Origin of the sequence: Acidovorax delafieldii (genome assembly GCF_007993815.1) — a bacterium.
Classification (GTDB): Bacteria; Pseudomonadota; Gammaproteobacteria; order Burkholderiales; family Burkholderiaceae_C; genus Acidovorax; species Acidovorax delafieldii.
In genome coordinates, this window is sequence record NZ_VJWE01000016.1 from 115,756 (window position 1) to 137,477 (window position 21,722).

A 21,722-nucleotide genomic window follows, 5' to 3' on the forward strand; every position below is an offset into this window, starting at 1 on the left:
CCAACGACAACCCCCGACGCTGACCATGACCACTCCCTCAACGCTCTACCAGAAGCTGGTGGCATCGCACACCGTGGCCGTTCTGGACGAACAGAACGTGCTGCTGTTCTGCGACCTGCACCTGATGAATGAATACACCAGCCCCCAGGCCTTCGCCGGCCTGCACGAGGCCGGGCGCGGCGTGCCCGTGCCGGGGCAGAACGTGGCGGTGGTGAGCCACATCATCCCCACGCACCCGGTGCGCTGGCGCACCATCCAGGACCCGCCCTCGGCCCTGCAGGCCACCAACCTCAAGGCCAACTGCGACCGCCACGGCATCCCGCTGTTCGACACCAACGACCCGTTGCAGGGCATCGAGCACGTGATCGCGCCCGAACACGGCATGGTGCGCCCGGGCATGGTCATCATCTGCGGCGACAGCCACACCACCACTTACGGGGCACTGGGCGCCTTGGGTTTTGGCATCGGAACCTCGGAGGTCGAGCATGTGCTGGCCACCCAGACGCTGGTCTACCGCCTGGCCAAAGATATGCGCATCCGCGTGGACGGTGTGCTGCCCAGCGGCACCACGGCCAAGGACCTGATCCTCATGGTCATCAGCCGCATCGGTGCGCAGGGCGCACGCGGCTATGTGGTGGAGTTCTGCGGCAGCGCCATTGGCGCGCTGTCGGTGGAGGCGCGCTTCACGCTGTGCAACATGGCCGTGGAGGCGGGCGCCCGAGGCGCACTGATCGCACCCGACGCCACCGCCATTGACTACGTGCTGGCCAAGGCCCCCGACATTGCGGGCGACGTGCGCGCGCAGGCACTGGCGCACTGGGCCACCCTGCACAGTGACGAGGGCGCTGCATTTGATGCGGAACATGTGTTTGACGCGGCTGACGTCGCCCCGTTCGTCACCTGGGGCACCAGCCCCGACCAGGCCATGGCCATCAACGCCACGGTTCCCCGTCCCGAAGAAATGGCCGATGCCGTGCAGCGCAGCAGCGCCGAGCAAGCGCTGCGCTACACCGGGCTCGTCGCCGGTCAGTCCCTGCAGGGTGTGCCCGTGCAGCATGTTTTCATCGGCTCCTGCACCAATGCGCGCATCGAGGACCTGCGCGAGGTGGACCGCATTGTGGGCAGCCGCCACGTGGCCCACGGCGTGCGCGCCATGGTGGTGCCCGGCTCCGGCGCAGTGAAGGCCCAGGCCGAGGCGGAAGGCATTGCCGAGCGCCTGGTGGCTGCAGGCTTTGAGTGGCGCCAGCCCGGCTGCTCCATGTGCCTGGCCATGAACGACGACGTGCTCGCCCCCGGCCAGCGCTGCGCCTCCACCACCAACCGCAATTTCGAAGGCCGCCAGGGCCGGGGCGCCATCACCCACCTGGTGAGCCCGGCCATGGCTGCAGCCGCCGCCGTCACCGGTTGCATCACCGACGTCCGTACCCTGGAGGTGCCAGCATGAGCGCCGATCACCACACCATCGTGCACGGCCAGGCAGCCCTGCTCGACATTGCCAACCTCGACACCGACCAGATCATGCCCAAGCAGTTCCTGCGTGGGATCGACAAGTCGGGTCTGGCTCCCGGTCTGTTTTACGACCTGCGGTTTGACGGGGAAGGATTGCCACGCCCGGATTTCGTCCTCAACCAGGCGGCTTTCCAGGGGGTGGATGTGCTCATCGCGGGCTCCAACTATGGCTGCGGCTCCAGCCGCGAGCACGCGGTGTGGGGCATGCAGCAGTACGGCTTCAGGGCCGTGGTGGCGTCAAGCTTCGGCGAAATCTTCTACTCCAATGCGCTCAACAACCGCCTGCTGCTGGCCATGGTTTCCGAGGCGGATGTGCAGGCCTTCAAGGCGCAGGCTGCGCAGCTGCAGGGCCCCCTGGCAATCACCATTGATGTGCAGCAGCGCATGGTGCGCAGCGCGGGGCACAGCGCGCAGTTTGTGCTGTCCGACCGGCACCAGAGCATGTTCCTGCAGGGACAAGATGTGATCGGCGCATCGCTGGCGTATGCCGATCAGATACAGGCCTTTGCCCAGCGCCACTGGTCTGCCCAGCCCTGGGTGAAGGACGTGGCGCTGCGCACGCGGGCGCGCCTACAGGCCCAGCGCGCACAGGGCTGAGCGCGCCCGGTGCGCCGCACCTGCGGGCGGCGTGGGTGGTGTGGGCGGTTGACATCCTGTCCAGTGCACAGGGTGTGGGGGGTGGACAACGTCGCGAGGGACAGGTCCTGATCGGGCGGTAACAATTCGTGCACTTTCACACGGACCCACCCCATCCCCAGAGCCATGTCGCAAAACACCCATACCCTGCACCTCTTCTTCGAAGACCCGATCAAGCTCAAGATGGGCCAGTTGGTCTACCAGTACCTTGCCACGGGCAACACCGAGCAGGCACGGCGCTGGGCCGACAAGCTTGGCGGCGCCGATCTCGATGCGCTGTGGGATGCCCAATGGTTCAACCAGGAGGCGGTTGCCGAACCCGGTCACCTCACGCTGCGGTTCGACACCGGCACGCACGACGACCTGCCGCTGCGCGCGTTGGAGACCCTGTTCGCCCACGGCCTGCGGGCTGCGGTGCTGGAGGTGTTCTACGACCAGGTCGGTGAAACCGAGCGCATGCACTTCGACCGGGGCCAGTGGGTGTCGCGCCGGGCGTTCATGGACGCCAACCCGCAGTGGCGCGCTGTGGTGGAGCCCGCGCATCAGGACGGAGAAGGCCAGGACGGGGAGGCCGAAGACCGCTACGTCTGTTCCAAAGACCCGGCCAAGCCGCTGGCTGTGGCCAAGCTGCGCCTGCAGGAAGAAAAGCGCAAGCGCGAGGCCCAGGAGGCGGCCGAGGCGTTTGTCGAGATGGCGAAGGCGATGGGCAAAAGCGGCAAGTCGCCCGTGCAGGGCCTGATGGCCGTGCTGCTGTTGCGCGCCGGGCTCAAGGGGCTGGTGCACGCAGTGGTCTTCACGGTGGTCACCGTGCTGCTGTTCAAGGGCTTCTGGCTGTGGATGGGCCTGGGGCTGGTGCTGGCCGTGGCGCTGCCGCTGTACTACATGGCCACCGAACACAAGGCGCTGCGCGGGGACGACGGAGACGATGACGCCGACCAGCCTGGCGACGACGGCCCTCCCACGGTGGTGGCAGCGCAGTAAAAGCATCTCGGGAGAACAACAACATGCTGACGCAAATCGAATGGTGGGGTGGGGTGATCTTTGTGCTGGGGGCGCTGACCTACCGCATGGTCATGGGGGCGCTGGAAAGGCCGACGGACGGCATTCCCTGGTACCGGCTCATGATGCACGTGTTCTTTCTGGCCCCGGCCGCGCTGCTGGCGGGCTACTTCTACCCGCTCACGCAGCCCGCGCTGCAATACGGCTACCTGGCGCTGCTGGCCGTCTCGCTGCTGGTGGTGGCCGTGATGCTGGTGCAGGAGATGACCGGCGATTCGGGCGAGGGCCAAGAAGAGGGGCGCAGCAAGGAGCCCTTGAAGGAGGGCGCGACAGCCAAGGCCGACGATACCGACGAGTACGAAGAGCCCGGCTGGCTGATGTCGGTGGTCGGCGCCATGGTGCTGTACAGCCCGGTACTCACGGCCTGTGGCCTCGCCAGCTACAAGGCCTGGCCCATGGTGCAGCGCCTGGCGTAGTGCATCCGCAGTGCGCAGTGGGATGGCGGTGGTCTGGCAAGGCTGACAATGCCTGCCCACCATCCCCATGTTTTTCGCAGCCCTTGGTTTTGGCTCGGTGTACCCGCCTTCGTTAGTCCACAACTCCATGTCCCCCGATTCCTTTGCCGATCTTCTGTCGGTCTACATGCGGCGCATCCGCGCCAGCGCCTCCGGGGTGGCCACCGAAATTGGCCTGAGCCGTGAGGCCGTCAACAACTGGCGCAACGGCATCTCGGTGCCCAACCCGCGCTCGCGCGACAAGCTGGTGGCCTGCACCCGGTACCTGCGCCTGACGGAGAGTGAGGCCAACCGCCTGCTCAGCGCCGCAGGGTTTGCGCCAGAATTTCCCCTGCAGGCCGAATCCACCGGTGCGCAGCCGTTTGCTGCGTTCCAGGACAAGGTGTTTGCGCAACTGGCCCAGGCGGTGCCATACCCCATCTCGCTGCTGCTGTCGCCCGCGCACTGGGGGCAGCCGCCGTTCCGGCACGAGCTGCTGCAGCGCGCCCGCGCGCAATACGGCGAAGGCTCGGTGCTGCACATCCAGCCGCCCTACAGCGTGAGCACGGTGCCTGCCGAATACTTCGCGGCCATCGGCCGCCAGTGCGGGCTGGGCGATGTGGCGTCGGACTACGAGTTTGAATCCGCGCTGGAGCGCCGCCTGCTGGCGGGCGAGCGCATCTTCTGCCTGGTCAGCCGCTTCGAGCAGGGCACGCCCGCGCTGCGCGAAACCCTGGCGGGCATTTTGCGCAGCCTGAGCGAAATGCACAGCGGCCGCCTGCACCTGCTGCTGTGCGGCGGGCAGGCGCTGGCCGACCTCAAGTACCGCAGTGGCGACCTGTCGCTGCTCAACATCGCCCAGGTCCACCACTGGCCCGACCCGTCGCTTGCCGACCTGCTGCAAATGGCCCGCCACCGCTGGCCCGAGCAGCCCTGGTCCGAGCCGGTGGTGGCCGCGCTGCAGGCCCTGAGCGGCGGCCACCCCGCGCTGTTTGAAGAAGGCCTGCAATGGCTGGTGGACCACCCCGGCGCGGGCGCCAGTCTGCACGAAGGCCAGCCCGCCTTCAGCGCCTTGCGCACCCACCTGGCCAGCAGCCCGCGCCTGTGGCAAACGTTTCTGCCGCTGGCGCAGGTGCCAGCCAGCCGGGCCCGCCTGCAGCAGTTGCTGGGCGCGGACGACCTCGGCCGCGCACGACCCTACCTGCAGGACGACGACCTGCGCAGCCTGTTCTGGGGCAACCTCATCCTTGCGCGCGGCGTGGGAGACGCGGCGCGGCTGCACTGGCGCAGCCCCACGGTGCGCGAGGCCGGCTGGATGGTGCTGGATTCATGCTCGGCCGACTGACGCCCTGGCTGTCCCGGCCCGTGGTGCGCGCCGTGGTCATTGCGCTGGTCACGCTGTTTGTGGCCAGCGCCGTGTTCACGCCCCAGCACAACCCGGCCACGCGGGGCAGGTTCATGGCGGCGATGAATGTGGGGCCGCTGTGGGGCGAGCTTGTGCAGTGGCGTGTGGCGATGGTCAACGCCCGCAACGAGCTGGATGCCTGGCCCGCGGACATTCAGAAGTACGCGCCGCCCATTGCCAACCCGCAGCTGCGCGTTACCTCCCCGCGCCCCAATGTGCTGCAGGCCGACATTGCCCACAACCCTGAGTTTGGCAAGCTGGCGGGCACGCAGGTGGTGGTGGAGCTGCAGCCCGGCACCCACACCTGGACCTGCCGCCCCGGCAGCCCGCCCATCCCGCAGGGCTACCTGCCCATCAACTGCCAGCAAGGAAGCACCGACGATTTCGAGCCTGCCAAGCCGGTGCCGGACGCAGACCCCTTCGGCTGGATGCGCTCGCTCATCACGTGGTGCGCTGTCATTTTTGGCGTGGGTGCAGTGCTGTGGGTGGTGCGCCACCCGCTCATCGGTGCGGGCCAGCTGCGACCCGCGCGCCTGCGCCGCACACCGCTGGCGCGCCTGCCGCAGATCGACCGGCTGCTGCGCTGGCTGCGGCGGCTGGAACCCACGCTGCAGGCCGCCGATGTCCGCCTGGTGGACTGGCGCCGCGCGGTGGCCTGCGCCCAGGCCACGGGCAGCGAGCGCGCCCCGGCCCTGGCCCGCGCGCTGGCCGAACGCGTGTCCGCCCGCTGCCAGCCCAGCACCGACTGGGCGCTGCCCGGTGCGGTGTTTGAGTGGTCGTTCCCGCCCGACCTGCCCGTGTCGCTGGACCGTTGCCTGGTCTTTGTGCCCACGCACGGCATCGACGAAGCCACCGTGCTGCGCCAGCTGCGCGCCGTGCAGACCGGCAGCGACGTGCTGTTGATCCTGAGCGAGCACAGCGTGGACACCCCCTGGCCGCTGCTGCACGCCCACGCACAAGACCGCGCCAACCTGCATGTGATGGCCGACAGCGCCAGCCAGACCGAATGGCTGATTGGCGGCGACGCCCTGCAAGTGCTGCTGCGCCTGCTGGCTGCGCAGCTGCGCATCACCCGCATCTCGCCCTACCAGACGCGCGGCGGTGTCACGCGCGAAGGCGCCTTCTTCGGCCGCGCGCAACTGCTGGCCCGCGTCATCAACCGCGAGCCCGCCAACTACCTGGTGGTGGGTGGGCGCCAACTGGGCAAAAGCAGCCTGCTCAAGGCCGTGCAGCGCCGCATGGCGGGCCACCCGCACACTGTGTGCCACTACGTCTCGCTGCGCGACCACCGCCTGGCGCCACGCATGGCGTTGCAGTTTGGCCTGCCCGCCGACACACCGCTCGAAGCCATCGTGGACCACCTGCAGGCGCAGTACCAGGGCAAGCGCCTGGTGCTGCTCATCGACGAGGCGGACCTGTTCTTCCGTGACGAATCGGCCAACGGCTACGTGCAACTGTCCACCCTGCGCGCGCTCAGCGAAGAGGGCCGCTGCTGGTTCATGCTCGCGGGCTTCTGGGACCTGTACGCCACCGCCGTGCTGGACTACCAAAGCCCGCTGCGCAACTTTGGCGAGGTGCTGACCATCGGCGGCCTGGAGCGCGATGCCTGCCGCGAACTGGCCACCGAGCCACTGCGCAAGCTGCGGCTGGGTTTTGACAACGAGCACCTGGTGAACCGCCTGGTGGACGCCAGCGGCCAGCGCGCCAACCTGGTCGCCATCCTGTGCCAGGAATGCCTGGAGGCGCTGTTGCCCGGCGAACGCGTGATCGAAAAGCGCCATCTCGACCAGGCCCTGGCCTCGCAGGCCGTGCAGGACGCACTGGCCGGCTGGGGCTGCCTGAGCCACGACGAAGCCGCCTGCCGCCTCGACCGCATCGTGGTCTACCACACGGCCCAGGCGGGCCAGTCCAGCCTGGTCACCCTGGCCCAGCTGCTGCAAAGCCACGGCATCGCGGGCGACGCGCAGGCCCTGCGCCAGTCACTGGCACGCCTGCAGCTGGCCTATGTGCTGCGCAAACACGAGGGCGGCGAATACCGCTTTGCCATCCCGCTGCTCCAGGACCAGTTTGAACCGGCGGAGGTGGAACTGCTGCTGCACCAGGAGCTGGCGGTGCTGGCGCGCGACCGTGATCCGGATTGAGCAGCGCATGGAGTGCTGCGGCGCCATCGCTGCAAAATTTTGAGCCGAATGGCCGCTAAGCGATTATTCAATATGCCCTGGGAGCTATTGAATAGATAGCAGATGGCAGGCCGCCTCAAGGCCGCTGCGCCATCACCAGCGCATACAGCGCCTGCGCCGCCACCGACAGGCTCTCGTCCCGCCGCCGCACCAGATAGATCTGTCGCGTCAGCCCCGGCAGCGACAGCGGCCGTGTGACCAGCCCCGGCTGGTCAAAGTGGAACAGCGTGAGTGCCGGCACCACGCTGATGCCCAGCCCCGCGCGCACCATGCCCATCACGGTGGCGAGCTGCTCCACCTCCATCAGCGTGTGCATGGCCTGCGGGTGCAGGGCGGCCTCCAGGTACTGGCGCACGCTGCTGGTGCGCGCGAGGTGGATGAAGGGCCACGCGGCCAGGTCCTGCGCGGTGATGGCCTTGCGCCTGCGCGCCAGCGGGTGGTCGGCGGGGCATACCAGGTAGAAGTCGTCGCTGCAAAACGGCTCGGCCTGCAGCGCGGGCGTGTCGGCGCGGATCGCGGCCAGTGCAAAGTCGGCATGGCCGCTGGCCACGCGGTCGATGCAGGGCTCGGACAGCACATCGGCAATGTCGATCTCGATGCCTGGGTGTGCGGTGCGGTACTGCGCCAGCACGCCCGGCAGCCAGCCTGCCGCCAGTGACGGCAGCAGCGCCACGGCCACACGCCCGCGCTGCAGCGTGGCGGCACTGCGCACGGCGGCCAGGGCGCTGGTGATTTCGGCGCGGATGCGGCGGGCAGACTCCAGAAAGTTCTGCCCCTCAGGCGTGAGGTCCACATGCCGCGTGCTGCGGTCGAACAGCCGCAGGCCCAGGTCGTCCTCCAGCGCGCGGATGAGGGCGCTGAACGCGGGCTGCGACAAATGGCACAACGTGGCGGCGCGCGTGAAGCTGCGTTGCTCGGCCAGCGCGAGGAAGGCATCGAGCTGGCGGCTGGAGAGATGAGGGGCGCTCATGCGGGGTGGTTGTGATTCATCTGAATTTCAGATGGATTCATCGTAACAATCGATTTCACAGAATACAGCCATGTTCCTACATTCACGGTCAGGAGACAACGGATTCATGCCGAACGACCATAAAACCAACCTGCTGGTGGGCTGCGCCGCCGGCTTCTCGGGCGACCGCACCGACGCGGCCCTGCCCGTGGTGCAGGCGCTCATCGCCAGCGGCCAGCCTGCGGTGCTCATCTTCGAGACGCTGGCCGAGCGCACGCTGGCGCTGGCCCAGCTCGCGCGCCGCACTGACCCCGATGCGGGGTATGAACCCCTGCTGGTGGACCTGCTGCGCCCCGTGCTGGCACAGTGCCTGGCGCACGGCGTGCGCATCGTCAGCAACTTTGGCGCGGCCAACCCGCACGGTGCCGCGCGTCGCATCCACGCGCTGGCGGCCGAGCTGGGCCTGGCCCGCCCGCGCATTGCCGTGCTGCAGGGCGACGACCTGAGCGGCCCCGAACACCGCGCGCTGCTGCAGGGCGCGCTGGGCAGCGCGATGCCCACCGAGCCCATCGTGAGTGCCAACGCCTACATTGGCGCGCAGGCGATTGCCGATGCGCTGCGCGCTGGCGCCGACATCGTGGTCTGCGGCCGCGTGGCCGATCCGTCGCTGGTTCTGGGCCCCGCGCTGGCGCACTACGGGTGGGCGCTGGACGACTGGGATCGGCTGGCGCGCTCCACCATGGCCGGGCATCTGCTGGAATGCGGCGCCCAGGTTACGGGCGGCTACTTTGCCGACCCTGGCTACAAAGACGTGGCGGGCCTGGCGCAACTGGGCTACCCCATCGCCGAGATCGACGCAGACGGCCACTGCACCATCACCAAGCCCCCGAACACAGGGGGCTGCATCACCGAGCGCACGGTGAAGGAGCAGCTGCTGTACGAGCTGCACGACCCGGCGGCGTACCTCACGCCCGATGTGGTGGCCGACATCACCACCGCCCGCGTGACCACGGTGGGCGCCGACGCTGTGCGGCTGGAGGGCGTGCAGGGCCATGCGCGGCCCGCCACGCTCAAGGTCAACGTGTGTTTTGAATCGGGCTGGTTTGCCGAGGGCGAAATCTCCTACGCCGGCCCGCGCGCCGAGGCCCGCGCCCGCCTGGCGGGCGAGGTGCTGCGCGAGCGCTTGCACGGCCTGGGCCCGCTGCGCATCGACCTGATTGGCGTGACCAGCATCTTTGGCGACGACACCAGCCGCTGGCTGGATGCATCCGCCCACGGCAACGACGAAGCCCGCGATGTGCGCCTGCGCGTGGCCCTGCAGCACCGCGACCACGCCATCGCCCAGCGCCTGGTGCGCGAGATGACCGCGCTCTACACCTGCGGCCCTGCAGGCGGTGGCGGCGTGCGCACGGCGATGCGACCGCGCCTGGGTACCGTCTCGTGCCTGGTGCCGCGCGAGGCCGTGTCCGTTTACTTCGAGATGGTGGATTGAGGACTCAAGCCATGACCACTACAAACCTTACCGTCACTGTTCCCTTGTATCGCCTGGCCCACAGCCGCACGGGCGACAAAGGCAACCGCTCCAACATCAGCGTCATCGCCTGGCACCCCGCGCTGTGGGATGTGCTGGTCGAACAAGTCACCGAGGCCGCCGTGGCACAGCAGTTTGCGCAGCGCCGCCCGCGCCGGGTCACACGCTACCTGCTGCCCCAGTTGCAGGCCATGAACCTCGTGCTGGACGATGTGCTTGACGGCGGCGTGAACGACTCGCTCAACCTCGACAGCCACGGCAAGGCACTGAGCTACCTGCTGCTCGATATGCCTGTCACCGTGCCCGCACACCTGTCGACGTACTTCGGCGGCCCTTCCGTGTAGCCCGTCTTTTCTTTCCCATCCATACCAACACCAGGAGACAACATGACCCCTTCATCCCCCCGCCGCGCTCTGCTGGCCACTGCTGCCGTACTTGCGCTGGGCGCATTGCACGCCCCCGCTGCGCTCGCCCAGGCGACCGGTGCCTACCCGGCCAAGGCCATCACCTTTGTCGTGCCCTTTGCCGCAGGCAGTGCCACCGACCAGCTGGCGCGCGCGCTGGGCCAGTCCATCACCAACGACACCAAGCAGCCCGTGGTCATCGACAACAAGTCGGGCGCCAGCGGCATGATCGCCGCGTCGGCCGTGGCCAAGTCGGCGGCTGATGGCTACAGCGTGCTCATCACCACCAACACCACACACGCCGCCAACGAGCACCTGTACAAAAAGCTCTCCTACGACCCGGTGAAGGACTTCGCCCCCGTCACTGGCCTGGGCAAAGGGGGGCAGGTGCTGGTGGTCAACGCCAGCGCACCGTACAAAAACGTGGGCGAGCTGCTGGCCTTTGCCAAGAAGAACCCCGGCAAGCTCAGCTTTGGCAGCGGCAGCTCATCGAGCCGCATGGCGGGCGAAATGCTCAAGCAGCTGGCGGCTGTGGACATCCTGCACGTGCCCTACAAGAGCAACCCGCTGGCCATCACCGACCTGCTGGGCGGACAGATCGACCTGATGATCACCGACACCTCCACCGGCGTGCCGCAGGTCAAGGCAGGCAAGCTGCGCGCGCTGGGCTACTCCACGCAAAAGCGCAGCACCCAGCTGCCCGACGTGCCCACCATCGACGAAGCCGGTGTGAAGGGCTACGACATGGGCTACTGGTTTGCGGCCTACGTGCCCGCAGGCACACCCGCGCCGGTGGTGGCGCGCCTGAATGAGCTGCTGACCGCCGCCACCAAGAGCGCTGCGGCCAAGAGCTTCTATGACAACGCCGGCTCCGAAGCCTGGACCACCACGCCCGATGAACTCGCCAAGTTCCAGGCCGCCGAAACCCAGAAGTGGGGCAAGGTGATCAAGGCCGCCGGTATCGAGGCCGAATAAGCCACCGGCCCATCCACCGGCTCACCAGCCAGGCCCACCCACCGGGCCGTTTCATTCCCGTTTTAGCTTCTCTCAGCCTGCCTTTGCTGGCAGGTCTGGGCGAAGCCTTGCCCGCGCGCAGCGCAACAGACGCTGCCGTTTTGTTCCAGAGCCGTTCCAGCGGCCCGCGCCATCATCCATCCAAGGAGACAGACACCATGAAACCTCTTCGTGCATTCGGAAAACTCGCGCTCACGGCCGCCGCTGCAGCCGCCATCACGGCCTGCGGGGGCTCCAGCAACGATGCGCCCAAGGGCCCCGCACTCAAGCTGGCCATCACCGCCACCGAGGCCTTTCCGGGCACCTATGGCGACGTGGGCGAATACGAGCGCGTGACCGGCACCATCAGCGGCGAGGTGGACCCCAAGGACCCCAAGAACGCCGTCATCCAGGACCTGGCCCTGGCGCCCACCAACGCCAACGGCATGGTCGAGTACCAGGCCGACTTCGTCATGCTCAAGCCCAAGAACATGGCCAAGGCCAGCGGCGTGCTGCGCTACGACGCACCCAATCGCGGCAACATCCTCACCATGCTCAACCCCACGGCCACGCCGAGCGATGCGGTGTACCTGGAGCGCGGCTATGTGATGCTGTATTCGGCCTGGCAAGGCGATGTGCCCAAGAGCACCGCCGCGCGCCTGACGGTGACGGTGCCCGTGGCCAAGAACAAGGACGGCAGCAGCATCACCGGCCCCTACCGCGCCGAGCTAGTGCCCACCACCGCCAGCCCCGCAATGACATTGCCCGGCGGCGTGTTCAACGGCACCATGATTCCGTACGAACCCGCCAGCCTGGACAACACGCAGCCCGGCTACTCGCTCACCCGCCGTGCCAACGAGACGGATGCGCGCGTGCCTGTGCCCGCCGGCGACTGGAAGTTCGCCACCTGCGACACGGGCACCAACGCCTTCCCCGGCACGCCCAGCCCCACCAGCGTGTGTCTGAAGGGCGGGTTTGACCCAGCCTATCTGTACGAGCTGGTCTATGTTGCCAAAGACCCCAAAGTGATGGGCGTGGGCCTGGCTGCGCTGCGCGACACGGTGAGCTTCTTCCGCAGCAAGGCGGTTGATTCCACCGGCACCCCCAACCCCCTCGCAGGCCGCATCACACACACGCTGGGGCAGGGCACCTCGCAGTCGGGCAACGCCATGAAGACCTTTCTGCACCTGGGCTTCAACCAGGCGCTGGACGGTGGCAAGGTGTTTGACGGCATGTATGCCCACGTCGCAGCGCGCCAGACCAACATCAACACCCGCTTTGCCGTGCCCGGTGGTGGCGGTGGCCTGCGCACCGACCACACAGCCTTCGGCCAGACGGCACCGCGCGGGCTGGACAAGGACTACATCGACGACATCAGCGGCCGCCAGGGCGGCGTGATGAAGCGTTGCGCCGCCACCAACACCTGCCCCAAGTTCTTCCTGGGCCTGTCGGGCACCGAGTTCTGGCAGCTGCAGGGCTCACCGGTGCTGACCGACGCCAACGGCACCAAGGACCTGGCGCAGCCCGACAACGCCCGCATCTACTACTACGCCAGCACCCAGCACGGCGGGGCAGGGGGCACGGCCAGCATTGCCTATGCCCCTACGCGCGCCACGTACCCTACGGGCACGGTGGTGCAGTTCAACGACACGTTCCGCGCGCTGTTCCTGAACCTGGAAGACTGGGTGGTGCGCGGCACGCAGCCACCCGCCAGCCAGGTGCCCAAGCTGGCCGACGGCACGCTGGTGCGGCCCGAGGCGCTGAGCTTTCCGGCCATGAAGGGGCTGACCTGGGCGGTGGGCGGCGTGCAGACGCCCATTCCGGACTTCAGCTATCGCGGCCTGTACAACAACTTCCCGCTGTTCGACTTTGGCCCGCAGTACATCCCGCAGGACGAGGCTGGCATTGCCACCGTGCTGCCCCCGCGCAACCTGGGCCGCGACTACGCCATCCTGGTGCCGCAGGTCGATGCCAGCACGGGCCTGACCCGCGCCGGCATCCGCAGCGTGGAGGCGCGTGCGCCGCTGGGCACCAGCATCGAGTTCAACTACGTGGCCACGCCCGGCATCACCGACCTGGCCAACCTCACGGGCAGCTTCATCCCCTTCCACAAGACGCGTGCCGCGCGGCTGGCGGCGGGCGATGCACGGCCTTCGCTGGAAGAGCTGTACGGCACGCAGGACGGCTACGTCGCGGCGGTGACGCAGGCCGCGAACGACCTGGTGGCCCAGCGCCTGCTGCTGCAGCGCGATGCGGACCTGCAGATTGCGCGTGCCAAGGCCGCTGCCGTGCTGCCCTGATGTGACGTGACTGCACGCACGGCCCCGTGCCGTGCTGTCCCCTGCAGGCCCCCAAACCCTTTCTGACAAGGGTTGGGGGCATTTTTTTGGCCAAAGTGGCCGGATGCGCTAGAACAACATGCCTGAGTAGCTATCAAAAGCGTAGTGGCTGTGTGTGGCCTGACCAGCCACCCTCACCATGGCACCCCCGCAAACCGCGCCACCAAAAAATCCAGCAACGCCCGCACCGCAGGCGACAAGTGCCTGCGCGACGGGTACAGCGCATAGATCGTCATCACCGGCAAGTCCCAGCCCGGCAGCACGGTCTGCAGCTCGTTGCTGTGCAGGTAGGGGTTGACCAGATACGTCGGCTGCATCGCAATGCCGCCGCCCGCCAGCGCTGCGCGCATCAGTGTCGTGGCCTCGTTGGCGCTGAAATGGCCGCTCACGCCCACGCGCTCCACCACCTCGCCGCGCGTGAGCTGCCACACGCTTTTGCCAAAGTTGGCATAGCTCAGGCAGCGGTGCTGCGCCAGGTCGGCGGGTTGCTGCGGCACACCGTGCGCGGCCAGGTAGGCGGGCGACGCCACCAGCGCCGAATCGCACCGCGCCAGCGGCCGGCCGATGAGCAGCGGGTCGGGCTCGGCGCTGATGCGGATGGCCAGGTCGATGCGCTTTTCCACCAGGTTCAGCGAGCCCTCGCTCGCGTCCAGGTCGATCTTGAGCTGCGGGTGCTGCGCCAGAAAATCCGCAATCGCCGCGCCCATCTGCGCAAATGCAAACGACACGCTGCAGGTCAGCCGCAGTTGCCCGCGCAGCGCGCCCTCGGTGGTGGTGGCGGTTTCTTCTTCCAGGTCTTGCGACAGCGCCAGCATTTGCTGACAGCGGCGCAGCGCGTGCTCGCCCGCATCGGTCAGCGTCACGCTGCGGGTGGTGCGCTGCAGCAGCCGTGCCTGCAGCCACTGCTCCATCTCGCCCACATAGCGCGTGACCATGGCACGCGACATATCGAGCTTGTCGGCCGTGGCGCTGAAGCTGCCGCTGGTGGCGACTTCAGCAAACACATGCATGGCGGTCAGGCGGTCCATAGAACTGTTATTTGATCGAAATATGAAACAAATATGCGCAAATTATCGCGTTTATTGGATCGATTGGTGCAAATAAACTTCATTCCGTCCTCTGCACCGCCGCTTAAAACACCGGAGAAACCACCATGTTCCGCACCACCCTCATCGCCGCCACCCTTACCGTTGCCTTCACCGGCGCCCAGGCCGCCCAGCCGCTGCAGGTCAAGGTCTACAACGCCGACGGCAACAGCTTCAACGTCAACTCCACGCTGGTCTATGGCGAAAAAGAAGCCATGGTCATCGACGCAGGCTTCACCCGTGCCGATGCGCTGCGCATTGCCGCCAACGTGCTCGACACCGGCAAAGAGTTGAAGACCATCTACGTGAGCCAGGCCGACCCCGACTATTACTTCGGCGTCGAGACGCTGAAAGAAATCTTCCCCCAAGCCGACGTGGTGACCACGCCCGCTGTGCTGGAGAAGATCAACGCTAAGCTCGCCGGCAAGCTCGCCTTCTGGGGCCCCAAGATGGGTGCCAACGCACCACGCACGCCCGTGCTGCCCAAGGCGATTGCTGGCAACACGCTGAGCGTGGATGGCCAGGCGGTGGAGATCCGTGGCACCACCGGCCCGCTGGCACACCGCCCCTATGCGTGGATTCCATCCATCAAGGCCGTGGTGGGCAACATCGGTGTGTTTGGCACCAACATGCATGTGTGGACGGCCGACACCCAGACTTCCGCCGAGCGCAGCGCCTGGGTGGCCCAGCTCGACGAAATGGCTGCCCTGCAGCCCACGGTGGTGGTGCCGGGCCACATGCCCGCAGGCACGGCGCTGGACGCCAGCAACGTGACCTACACCAAGGGCTACCTGCAAGCGTTCGAGAAAAACGCCGCCGCCACCAAGACCAGCGCGGAGCTGATCGACGCGATGAAGAAGGCCTACCCCGCAGCGCCCATGGGCCTGTCGCTGGACATCGGCGCCAAGGTCAACAAGGGCGAGATGAAGTGGTAAGCCACCCCTCAACGGCCGCACCCACAGTTTTCCCTCCCCTGTACTCACCCAAGGAGTCCCCATGAAGCCCGTCAAGACCTTGCTCATCGCCGCATCGCTCGTGGCAGCCTTTGCGTCCGCCAGCGCCTTCGCCCAGACCACCAACAAAGACATCGTGGTGGCCGGCATGAAGGGCCTGTTCATCACACGCGACGCGTCGGTCATCGACAAGTACTGGTCGCCCAGCTACATCCAGCACAACCCCGCCGTGCCCAATGGCGCCGAGGTGCTGCGCGGGTGGATCAAAAGCCTGCCGCCCGACTTCAAGTACGAGCCCGGCATGGTGGTGGCCGAGGGCGACCTGGTCATGATGCATGGCCGCTACTCGGGCATGGGCCCCAAGCCCATGGTGGGGGTGGACATCTTCCGCCTGTACGGTGGCAAGATCGTCGAGCACTGGGACGTGCTGCAGCAAGAGGTCACCCCCACCGCCAGTGGCAACCCCATGTTCACCCCGCCTGCGAACTAAACCCAAGTAGGAGCACCTGATCGTGACCGCCACCCACCCCCTTCACCAGGTCCTGCAGCACCTGCACGCCGGGCGCTGGAACGCGGCGCACGATCTGGTGCAGCACGACGGCTCCATGCTCGCCGCCTGGCTGCACGGCATCTTGCACCTGCAAGAGGGCGACCTGGAAGACGCCGAAAACTGGTACGACCGTGCCGCCCGCCATTTCCGCAGCCGGGGCGCGCTGGCCGAAGAAATCGCAGCGTTTGAAGGCGCACTGGCCGCACACCTTGCCCAGGTTGCACCCCCAGGGACACCGGCCGCATCCACACCGCCTGATCCTGAAGATTCTGAAGAGAGACCCTGACCCATGCCCTCCACGCCCCCCGCCACCGTCACGTACCTGTTCGACCCCCTGTGCGGCTGGTGCTACGCCGCTGCGCCCGTGCTGGCCCGCTTTCAGGCCACGCCCGGCGTGCAGGTGGCGCTGGCGCCCACCGGCCTGTTTGCAGGCACCGGCGCCCGGCCCATGGACGCGCAATTTACCGCCTACGCCTGGGCCAACGACCAGCGCATCGCGCAGCTCACCGGCCAGCCGTTCAGCCAGGCCTACCGCGAGCAGGTGCTGGCTCAACCCTCCGGGCGTTTTGACTCTGGCCCTGCCACGCTGGCCCTCACCGCCGTGGCACAGACCGAGCCCGCACGCGAGCTGGAGGCACTGCAGGCGTTTCAGCGTGCACGCTACGTGGACGGGCGCGACACCACAGCGCTCACCGTGCTGGCCGACGTGCTGGGCACCCTGGGCCTGCATGCCGCCGCAGCGCTGGTACGCGAGCCCACCGACGCTCTGCGCGCCGCCGTGCTGCACCGCGTGGCAGCCGCCCGTGCCGACATGCAAGCCCTGGGCGCGCAAGGCGTGCCACAGCTGGCAGTGGGCGACGCCGCCACCGGCCGCCGCCGCGTGCTGGGCGGCCAGGCCCTGTATGGCAACTTTGACGCGTTGCTGCAGCAGGTGGCCCAGGCCTGAGCTGCGCGACCACCGCAGCGCCGGGCCACTGCGGCAGATCGCAGCCTGGCCTGCGCCATGTCTTCAAGCCCTGTGGTCTGCCACGGGCACCCACACCACGCTACGGTTCGCGCACTCCACTTCGTCCGGCGGCTGCCACAGGTCGCTGGCCAGCTCAAAGATGTGCGGTGGCACCACCATCGAGAACGTGGCGCCCTGCTCGGCATTGCGCCGCAACACGCGCGCGCGCCGCACCTCGCGCGGTGCGTCCAGCACATACACCACCATGGCATCGGCCCATGGCCCCATGCGGGCGTAAAACGCATCGCGCTGGTGCTGCTGGATCAGTCCCACCTCCAGCACCACGTCGCCACCCGCGTGCAGCACGGCCTCGGCCGTCTTCCAGATCTGCGCCAGACAGCGCAGCGTGCGGGGCACGTACCAGGCCATTACATCGGCACCGGGCTGACCAGGTCGGTCGGCTGAAAACAGCGTGGCCATCCAGTCGTCCAGGTTCAGCGGGACGGCGCGGTGCAGGTACACCAGCTGGCGGGCAAAGGTGGACTTGCCTGCGCCCACGGGGCCGATGACCAGGTGAACGCGAGGGCCTGTGCGGGCAACGGCTGCGACGGCGGCGTGGCTTGAAGCGGTATGCATGAGAAAGGGCTCCCAAAAAAGCAAAAAGCCCTCCCTGCAAGCAGAGAGAGCTTTCCATGCGACGGACGAAAAAAAGCCCTCGACAGTGGTGGAGGGCTTTGCGGTTCGCTCCGATCTCAAGGATCAGATGCGAGGTGGGCAGTGTAGGCGGCCAGTACGGGCTGCGTCAATCTGGCGCTGTTCCTGTACGCAAAGGTCTGGAACAGCGCCCTTGGCCCTGCACAACTTTCAGCCGCCAAACACCAGCGCCTGGTGCGCCCCCACGCCCGCCAGAACGCCTTCGGCCGAGGCCAGCGTGGCGTTGTGCCGCATCAGGGTCAGGTCGCCCGCTGCATACACGCCGAGCACGGTGGTCATCTTGTTGGCATCGGTGCGGATGTAAGGGCCCATGGGCCCTTCGTCGAACGCGCAGCCCAGTTGCTCGGCCAGCGGGCTGGCGGGGCGGGTAGTCGCGGCCACGTACAGCGCAGCCAGCGGCACCACACGCGCATTGCCGCCACCGGTGGGCTGCAGCCGCACGCCCTGCAGCGCCTGGCCGGGGCCTTCCAGCGCGGCGATGGGTGCGGGCTCGATGGTGATGCCCAGCGCCAGCAGCCGCGCGCGCTCGGTGCTCTCCAGCGTGGTGTCGCCGTTCAGGAAGAGGGTGGTCGGGCCCCAGTCGGCAATCAGCTGCGCGTGCATGGCCGATCCTGCCGAGTGGTACAGCACGCCCAGCCGCTGGCCCGCAAACTCGTAGCCGTGGCAGTACGGGCAGTGCAGCACCGATGCACCCCAGCGCTCACGAAGGCCTGCAATCTCGGGCAAACCATCCTGCACCCCAAAGGCCAGCACCAGCTTGTGGGCCTCCATGGTGGCGCCATCGTCCAGCACCACTTCAAACCCGTTCTCGGGCGACCCCGCACTGTGCTGCGGCTTGGCAGACACCACCGTGCCCTGCCGCAACGTCACCGTGGGGTAGGCCGCCAGCTTGCGCCGCGCCTGTTCGATCATCGCCAGCGGCGGCTCGCCGTCTTGGCCAAAGAAGCCGTGCGACGCCGCCGCAAACCGGTTGCGCGGCTGGCCCGCATCCACCACACACACCCGCCGCCGGGCGCGCGCCAAATGCATTGCGGCCGACAGGCCCGCAAAGCTGCCGCCCACCACGATCACGTCAAACGCCTGGGTGGCTGTCGTTGTCATCAATGCTGCTGCCGTCGCCATGAGAAATCTCCTTGTGCCCGTGGCACCCGGCCACCATGCGTTCATGAAACTCGGCCGACAGCTGCGCCAGCGTCACCGCACCCAGCCGCGCCAGCAGCGCCTCTTCGGCCGCCTGATAGGCGTCAGTCAGCGCGCGGTTTACCGCTTGTTCGACGATGCAGCCGGGGCTCTCCACCCTGTTGCCCACGGCCAGCAGCGTGGGCGCGCCCAGCGCCTCGTAGATGTCGCGCAGCGTGATGTCGGTGAGCGGGCACGACAGAACCCACCCCCCGCCATGCCCCTTGGCCGACGTCACAAAGCCCGCATAGCGCAGCCCCGCCATCAGGCGGCGCACCACCACCGGGTTGGTCCGCATGGCCTGCGCCATCGCCTCCGACGTGGCGGGCCCCTCCATCTCTGCCATGTGCAGCAGCGCGTGGAGAACGTTGGAAAGTCGGCTGTCTCGTTTCATGAAACATTAAAAGTTGCGTGATGGTAGCATGCGCTGAAAAGCCGCGCTTAGAGTACAGGTTGCTATTAATTGAGTAGCTGCTACCGCATATTGCACCAACGCTTGCGGCTCATTTGACTCAAAACATGCGTCCATGGGCCGCCACGCGCCAGTGAGGCCCTCCCGCCAGCACCACCGTCACACCACCCGCCACATGACCCACCCCCACACCCCATCCGCCTTCACCGACCCCGCCGCCGTCGCCCGCTACGCCGAAGGCCCGCGCCGCAACGTGCCCGGCTACGACGGCCTGCTGCGCATGTCGCGCATCCTGCTGGCCGAGCGCGTGCCCGCCCACGGCCGCGTGCTGGTGGTGGGCGCAGGCGGCGGGCTGGAGCTGGAGGACATGGCGCTGGCGCACCCCGGCTGGCGCTTTGACGGCGTGGACCCCAGCCAGCCCATGCTGGACCTGGCGGCGCAGCGGCTGCAAAGCGCGGGTGTATCGGGCGACCGCGTGGCGCTGTACCACGGCTATGTGCAGACCGCACCGGCCGGGCCGTTTGATGGCGCTACGTGCCTGCTGACTTTGCACTTTGTGCCGCGCGAGGAGCGCGTGCCCACGCTGGTAGAGATCCGGCGGCGTTTGAAGCCCGGCGCGCCGCTGGTGGTGGCGCATCTGAGCGTGGCGGATGGTGCAGGCCCCGGAGGCGATGGCGGGGCAGGTGAGCGCGATCTGTGGCTGTCGCGCTATGCCGCGTTTCAGGTGGCGTCCGGCGTGGCGCTAGAGCATGCGGCCAGGGCGCGGGACAAGGTGGCTGCGGAGCTGGCGGTGCTGACGCCGGAGGAGGATGAGGCTGTTTTGCGGGAGGCGGGGTTTGGCGATGTGCGGATGTTTTATATGGGGTTTGCGTTTAGGGGGTGGGTTGCGCGTGTTGGTTCATGACATCGAATCTAGCTAAAACGGCGATTTACAGAGAAAATTTCCATGCTGAATCTAATTTCGATTGTTGTGAAAATTGTTCGTATTTTTTTGCAAATTCTGAAAATAAGAACCAATGATTTTCATCAAAATTCAGGCCTCGGCGAAAATTCTGCCCATTGAATGCGCAGTTTGCGTAATACCCAAACATATATTGACATGCATCAGCATCGAGCATTCCTGAGCGAATTAATAATTCGACCTCTTCAATGAATACTGCGAATTTTCTATTTCTCTCCCAGCATTCTTCGCCTGCTAAACGGGGGTCATCGCCGTCGAGATACTGAAGCACAATCTTCAGATCTTCGTCATCGAATAGGCGGCGATGTTGATCTAAAAAGAATTTTACTCTTTCAAGCTTATGGCTTTTCTCTGCCTGGTCACGAACCGTGGATTTGTCTATAAAGTATTTGATCAAGGCGCCAATGGCGACGCATAACGTAATTAATATTCCCAGCGATTGCCAAGTGGCAGACCATTCTGCCATTGTCATGCATTTTTCGAGCAATGGCGGTTTAATGGATGCGCAAAATAATGCTTCGTCAGCCATGAGGTAACTCGCTAATTCCTTCTACGGTAACTCGCTTCACTTGATCACGACTTCCCGTCACTGCGTATACACCGAAAAGACGCTGACCACCTTCTCTTAGCCCAGCAACAGCGGCTTCTCTCATCGATTCTGCAGCCTGCAAGTGTGCATGGTGCCCTGGGCCCAAAATATCTTTAATAAAAAATGGAACAGTTCGCTCGTACTTTTTAAAGTAAGCGCGCCCCCTCCCTGTGAGGATGTTGTACTTGGTGACATTGCCTACCAAGTATTCCAGATCCGGGCTCTTATTTGATACGGAAATGTAGTCCAACGTATCGCGATTGAATACTAATTTTTCGCCAACTTTTGGGCGGACGATTTTAACTGTTTGAGCGCTTTTTGACCAGATTGGGCGGTGCACTTCCAAAAGGTGCGTCTCGATATTTGATGCAATGTCGTCAAATATAAAAGGTTCTTCTGAGTTCAAATGCGTACCCCAGGGGGTGGTCGGGTCGTAGTTGACACCTGCGGTCACAGCCATTGACAAAGATAAATAGTCCCAGAATCGAGAGACGATTACGCTGCTGCCATGGTGTGCAATGGCTTTTTCGCCAAACGAGATATCCATCTGTAGCTCGAAGCAGCCCTTTTTGGCGGCGGTTAATGTTGTGCTGAAGTCATTTCTTATCGGAACACGATTTCGGACTTCATTATCATGAACAAATGCATGTCCTACGATATTTAGCGAAACAGCGAATCCTTCGAGCACTGCCGCAGCGTCCACCAAGTCCAGTTCCCCGTCATCGGCCTGATTACCTTCAATTTGTAGCCAAATTCCAGCTCTCACAGTATTTTTCTCCCTCGTCGACAAAACTGTATCGAACGGTAGCACGATGTGCGCCGCGCTTCCAGCACGAATCGCAGCCTTCGCCAGCGGTCAATTCGATCTAAATTAGGCCAAAGTTCAGTCTTGCC

22 protein-coding genes are annotated in these 21,722 nt (G+C 66.0%); 15 read left to right on the top strand and 7 right to left on the bottom strand.

Features of this window, described 5'->3' with window-relative positions; translation table 11 throughout:
- Positions 1-25: 25 nt before the first annotated feature.
- The 6 genes from leuC (at position 26) to ATF69_RS18245 (ending at position 7,184) form a co-directional block, all read left to right on the top strand.
- The gene (gene leuC / locus ATF69_RS18220; RefSeq protein WP_146871857.1) at positions 26-1,444 is read left to right on the top strand and encodes a 3-isopropylmalate dehydratase large subunit; all 1,419 of its coding nucleotides are present in this window, start codon (positions 26-28) and stop codon (positions 1,442-1,444) included.
- Entirely contained in the window at positions 1,441-2,106 is a 666-nt protein-coding gene (leuD, locus tag ATF69_RS18225) for a 3-isopropylmalate dehydratase small subunit (protein WP_146871858.1), read from the top strand. The genes leuC and leuD overlap by 4 nt, the downstream gene beginning before the upstream one ends.
- Before the next feature lie 165 nt (positions 2,107-2,271).
- Complete coding sequence (locus tag ATF69_RS18230; protein WP_146871859.1) at positions 2,272-3,126, top strand: hypothetical protein; 855 nt, start codon at positions 2,272-2,274, stop codon at positions 3,124-3,126.
- 23 nt (positions 3,127-3,149) lie between these two features.
- The gene (locus tag ATF69_RS18235) at positions 3,150-3,620 is read left to right on the top strand and encodes a hypothetical protein (protein ID WP_146871860.1); all 471 of its coding nucleotides are present in this window, start codon (positions 3,150-3,152) and stop codon (positions 3,618-3,620) included.
- Positions 3,621-3,747: 127 nt separating this feature from the next.
- Complete coding sequence (locus tag ATF69_RS18240) at positions 3,748-4,983, top strand: hypothetical protein (protein WP_146871861.1); 1,236 nt, start codon at positions 3,748-3,750, stop codon at positions 4,981-4,983.
- Positions 4,968-7,184, top strand: a complete 2,217-nt coding sequence (locus ATF69_RS18245) for an ATP-binding protein (protein ID WP_146871862.1) — start codon at positions 4,968-4,970, stop codon at positions 7,182-7,184. The genes ATF69_RS18240 and ATF69_RS18245 overlap by 16 nt, the downstream gene beginning before the upstream one ends.
- A 115-nt stretch (positions 7,185-7,299) precedes the next feature.
- Here ATF69_RS18245 and ATF69_RS18250 read toward each other — a convergent pair whose 3' ends face one another.
- Positions 7,300-8,193: a LysR family transcriptional regulator gene (locus tag ATF69_RS18250; RefSeq protein ID WP_146871863.1), complete on the bottom strand. Its 894-nt coding sequence runs from the start codon at positions 8,191-8,193 to the stop codon at positions 7,300-7,302.
- A 106-nt stretch (positions 8,194-8,299) separates the two neighbouring features.
- Between ATF69_RS18250 and ATF69_RS18255 the strand changes: the two genes are divergently transcribed.
- From ATF69_RS18255 to ATF69_RS18270, 4 genes are all read left to right on the top strand, one after another.
- Entirely contained in the window at positions 8,300-9,664 is a 1,365-nt protein-coding gene (locus ATF69_RS18255; protein WP_146871864.1) for an acyclic terpene utilization AtuA family protein, read from the top strand.
- A gap of 11 nt (positions 9,665-9,675) precedes the next feature.
- Positions 9,676-10,047 (top strand): AtuA-related protein, encoded by a 372-nt coding sequence (locus tag ATF69_RS18260; RefSeq protein ID WP_146871865.1) that lies wholly within the window; start codon positions 9,676-9,678, stop codon positions 10,045-10,047.
- Positions 10,048-10,089: 42 nt separating this feature from the next.
- Positions 10,090-11,082, top strand: coding sequence for a Bug family tripartite tricarboxylate transporter substrate binding protein (locus ATF69_RS18265; protein WP_146871866.1), 993 nt, complete (start codon positions 10,090-10,092; stop codon positions 11,080-11,082).
- 197 nt (positions 11,083-11,279) lie between these two features.
- Entirely contained in the window at positions 11,280-13,400 is a 2,121-nt protein-coding gene (locus ATF69_RS18270) for an alpha/beta hydrolase domain-containing protein (protein ID WP_146871867.1), read from the top strand.
- A gap of 173 nt (positions 13,401-13,573) precedes the next feature.
- On the opposite strand, the gene ATF69_RS18275 is transcribed toward ATF69_RS18270, so the two are convergent.
- Entirely contained in the window at positions 13,574-14,467 is an 894-nt protein-coding gene (locus ATF69_RS18275) for a LysR family transcriptional regulator (RefSeq protein ID WP_146871868.1), read from the bottom strand.
- A gap of 125 nt (positions 14,468-14,592) precedes the next feature.
- On the opposite strand from ATF69_RS18275, the gene ATF69_RS18280 reads away from it, so the two are divergent.
- The 4 genes from ATF69_RS18280 (at position 14,593) to ATF69_RS18295 (ending at position 16,973) form a co-directional block, all read left to right on the top strand.
- Entirely contained in the window at positions 14,593-15,459 is an 867-nt protein-coding gene (locus tag ATF69_RS18280) for an MBL fold metallo-hydrolase (protein ID WP_146871869.1), read from the top strand.
- A gap of 61 nt (positions 15,460-15,520) precedes the next feature.
- Positions 15,521-15,967 (top strand): nuclear transport factor 2 family protein, encoded by a 447-nt coding sequence (locus ATF69_RS18285; protein ID WP_146871870.1) that lies wholly within the window; start codon positions 15,521-15,523, stop codon positions 15,965-15,967.
- Positions 15,968-15,989: 22 nt separating this feature from the next.
- Entirely contained in the window at positions 15,990-16,313 is a 324-nt protein-coding gene (locus ATF69_RS18290) for a hypothetical protein (protein ID WP_425291791.1), read from the top strand.
- A 3-nt stretch (positions 16,314-16,316) separates the two neighbouring features.
- Positions 16,317-16,973 (top strand): DsbA family protein, encoded by a 657-nt coding sequence (locus ATF69_RS18295; protein WP_146871871.1) that lies wholly within the window; start codon positions 16,317-16,319, stop codon positions 16,971-16,973.
- A gap of 63 nt (positions 16,974-17,036) precedes the next feature.
- On the opposite strand, the gene ATF69_RS18300 is transcribed toward ATF69_RS18295, so the two are convergent.
- The 3 genes from ATF69_RS18300 to ATF69_RS18310 form a co-directional block, all read right to left on the bottom strand.
- On the bottom strand, positions 17,037-17,609 hold the full coding sequence (locus tag ATF69_RS18300; protein WP_146871872.1) for a P-loop nucleotide/nucleoside kinase family protein: 573 nt from the start codon (positions 17,607-17,609) through the stop codon (positions 17,037-17,039).
- 228 nt (positions 17,610-17,837) lie between these two features.
- Positions 17,838-18,809 (bottom strand): NAD(P)/FAD-dependent oxidoreductase, encoded by a 972-nt coding sequence (locus ATF69_RS18305; RefSeq protein WP_244303762.1) that lies wholly within the window; start codon positions 18,807-18,809, stop codon positions 17,838-17,840.
- Positions 18,760-19,260: an Rrf2 family transcriptional regulator gene (locus ATF69_RS18310; RefSeq protein WP_146871874.1), complete on the bottom strand. Its 501-nt coding sequence runs from the start codon at positions 19,258-19,260 to the stop codon at positions 18,760-18,762. Before ATF69_RS18310 ends, ATF69_RS18305 begins: the two co-directional genes overlap by 50 nt.
- A 193-nt stretch (positions 19,261-19,453) precedes the next feature.
- Between ATF69_RS18310 and ATF69_RS18315 the strand changes: the two genes are divergently transcribed.
- Positions 19,454-20,182 (top strand): class I SAM-dependent methyltransferase, encoded by a 729-nt coding sequence (locus tag ATF69_RS18315; RefSeq protein WP_146871875.1) that lies wholly within the window; start codon positions 19,454-19,456, stop codon positions 20,180-20,182.
- 25 nt (positions 20,183-20,207) lie between these two features.
- Here the strand turns inward: ATF69_RS18315 and ATF69_RS18320 are convergent, their stop codons facing one another.
- Both ATF69_RS18320 and ATF69_RS18325 read right to left on the bottom strand, forming a co-directional pair.
- Complete coding sequence (locus ATF69_RS18320; protein ID WP_146871876.1) at positions 20,208-20,768, bottom strand: hypothetical protein; 561 nt, start codon at positions 20,766-20,768, stop codon at positions 20,208-20,210.
- Positions 20,761-21,594, bottom strand: a complete 834-nt coding sequence (locus ATF69_RS18325; protein ID WP_146871877.1) for a DUF7946 domain-containing protein — start codon at positions 21,592-21,594, stop codon at positions 20,761-20,763. Before ATF69_RS18325 ends, ATF69_RS18320 begins: the two co-directional genes overlap by 8 nt.
- Positions 21,595-21,722 lie beyond the last annotated feature (128 nt).

What these genes read in the sequence shown, in the direction of transcription:
- leuC (WP_146871857.1), top strand. Translation starts at nt 26, where the DNA reads ATGACCACTCCCTCAACGCTCTACCAGAAGCTGGTGGCATCGCACACC.
- leuD (WP_146871858.1), top strand. Translation starts at nt 1,441, where the DNA reads ATGAGCGCCGATCACCACACCATCGTGCACGGCCAGGCAGCCCTGCTC.
- ATF69_RS18230 (WP_146871859.1), top strand. Translation starts at nt 2,272, where the DNA reads ATGTCGCAAAACACCCATACCCTGCACCTCTTCTTCGAAGACCCGATC.
- ATF69_RS18235 (WP_146871860.1), top strand. Translation starts at nt 3,150, where the DNA reads ATGCTGACGCAAATCGAATGGTGGGGTGGGGTGATCTTTGTGCTGGGG.
- ATF69_RS18240 (WP_146871861.1), top strand. Translation starts at nt 3,748, where the DNA reads ATGTCCCCCGATTCCTTTGCCGATCTTCTGTCGGTCTACATGCGGCGC.
- ATF69_RS18245 (WP_146871862.1), top strand. Translation starts at nt 4,968, where the DNA reads ATGCTCGGCCGACTGACGCCCTGGCTGTCCCGGCCCGTGGTGCGCGCC.
- ATF69_RS18250 (WP_146871863.1), bottom strand. Translation starts at nt 8,193, where the DNA reads ATGAGCGCCCCTCATCTCTCCAGCCGCCAGCTCGATGCCTTCCTCGCG.
- ATF69_RS18255 (WP_146871864.1), top strand. Translation starts at nt 8,300, where the DNA reads ATGCCGAACGACCATAAAACCAACCTGCTGGTGGGCTGCGCCGCCGGC.
- ATF69_RS18260 (WP_146871865.1), top strand. Translation starts at nt 9,676, where the DNA reads ATGACCACTACAAACCTTACCGTCACTGTTCCCTTGTATCGCCTGGCC.
- ATF69_RS18265 (WP_146871866.1), top strand. Translation starts at nt 10,090, where the DNA reads ATGACCCCTTCATCCCCCCGCCGCGCTCTGCTGGCCACTGCTGCCGTA.
- ATF69_RS18270 (WP_146871867.1), top strand. Translation starts at nt 11,280, where the DNA reads ATGAAACCTCTTCGTGCATTCGGAAAACTCGCGCTCACGGCCGCCGCT.
- ATF69_RS18275 (WP_146871868.1), bottom strand. Translation starts at nt 14,467, where the DNA reads ATGGACCGCCTGACCGCCATGCATGTGTTTGCTGAAGTCGCCACCAGC.
- ATF69_RS18280 (WP_146871869.1), top strand. Translation starts at nt 14,593, where the DNA reads ATGTTCCGCACCACCCTCATCGCCGCCACCCTTACCGTTGCCTTCACC.
- ATF69_RS18285 (WP_146871870.1), top strand. Translation starts at nt 15,521, where the DNA reads ATGAAGCCCGTCAAGACCTTGCTCATCGCCGCATCGCTCGTGGCAGCC.
- ATF69_RS18295 (WP_146871871.1), top strand. Translation starts at nt 16,317, where the DNA reads ATGCCCTCCACGCCCCCCGCCACCGTCACGTACCTGTTCGACCCCCTG.
- ATF69_RS18300 (WP_146871872.1), bottom strand. Translation starts at nt 17,609, where the DNA reads ATGCATACCGCTTCAAGCCACGCCGCCGTCGCAGCCGTTGCCCGCACA.
- ATF69_RS18305 (WP_244303762.1), bottom strand. Translation starts at nt 18,809, where the DNA reads ATGGCGACGGCAGCAGCATTGATGACAACGACAGCCACCCAGGCGTTT.
- ATF69_RS18310 (WP_146871874.1), bottom strand. Translation starts at nt 19,260, where the DNA reads ATGAAACGAGACAGCCGACTTTCCAACGTTCTCCACGCGCTGCTGCAC.
- ATF69_RS18315 (WP_146871875.1), top strand. Translation starts at nt 19,454, where the DNA reads ATGACCCACCCCCACACCCCATCCGCCTTCACCGACCCCGCCGCCGTC.
- ATF69_RS18320 (WP_146871876.1), bottom strand. Translation starts at nt 20,768, where the DNA reads ATGGCTGACGAAGCATTATTTTGCGCATCCATTAAACCGCCATTGCTC.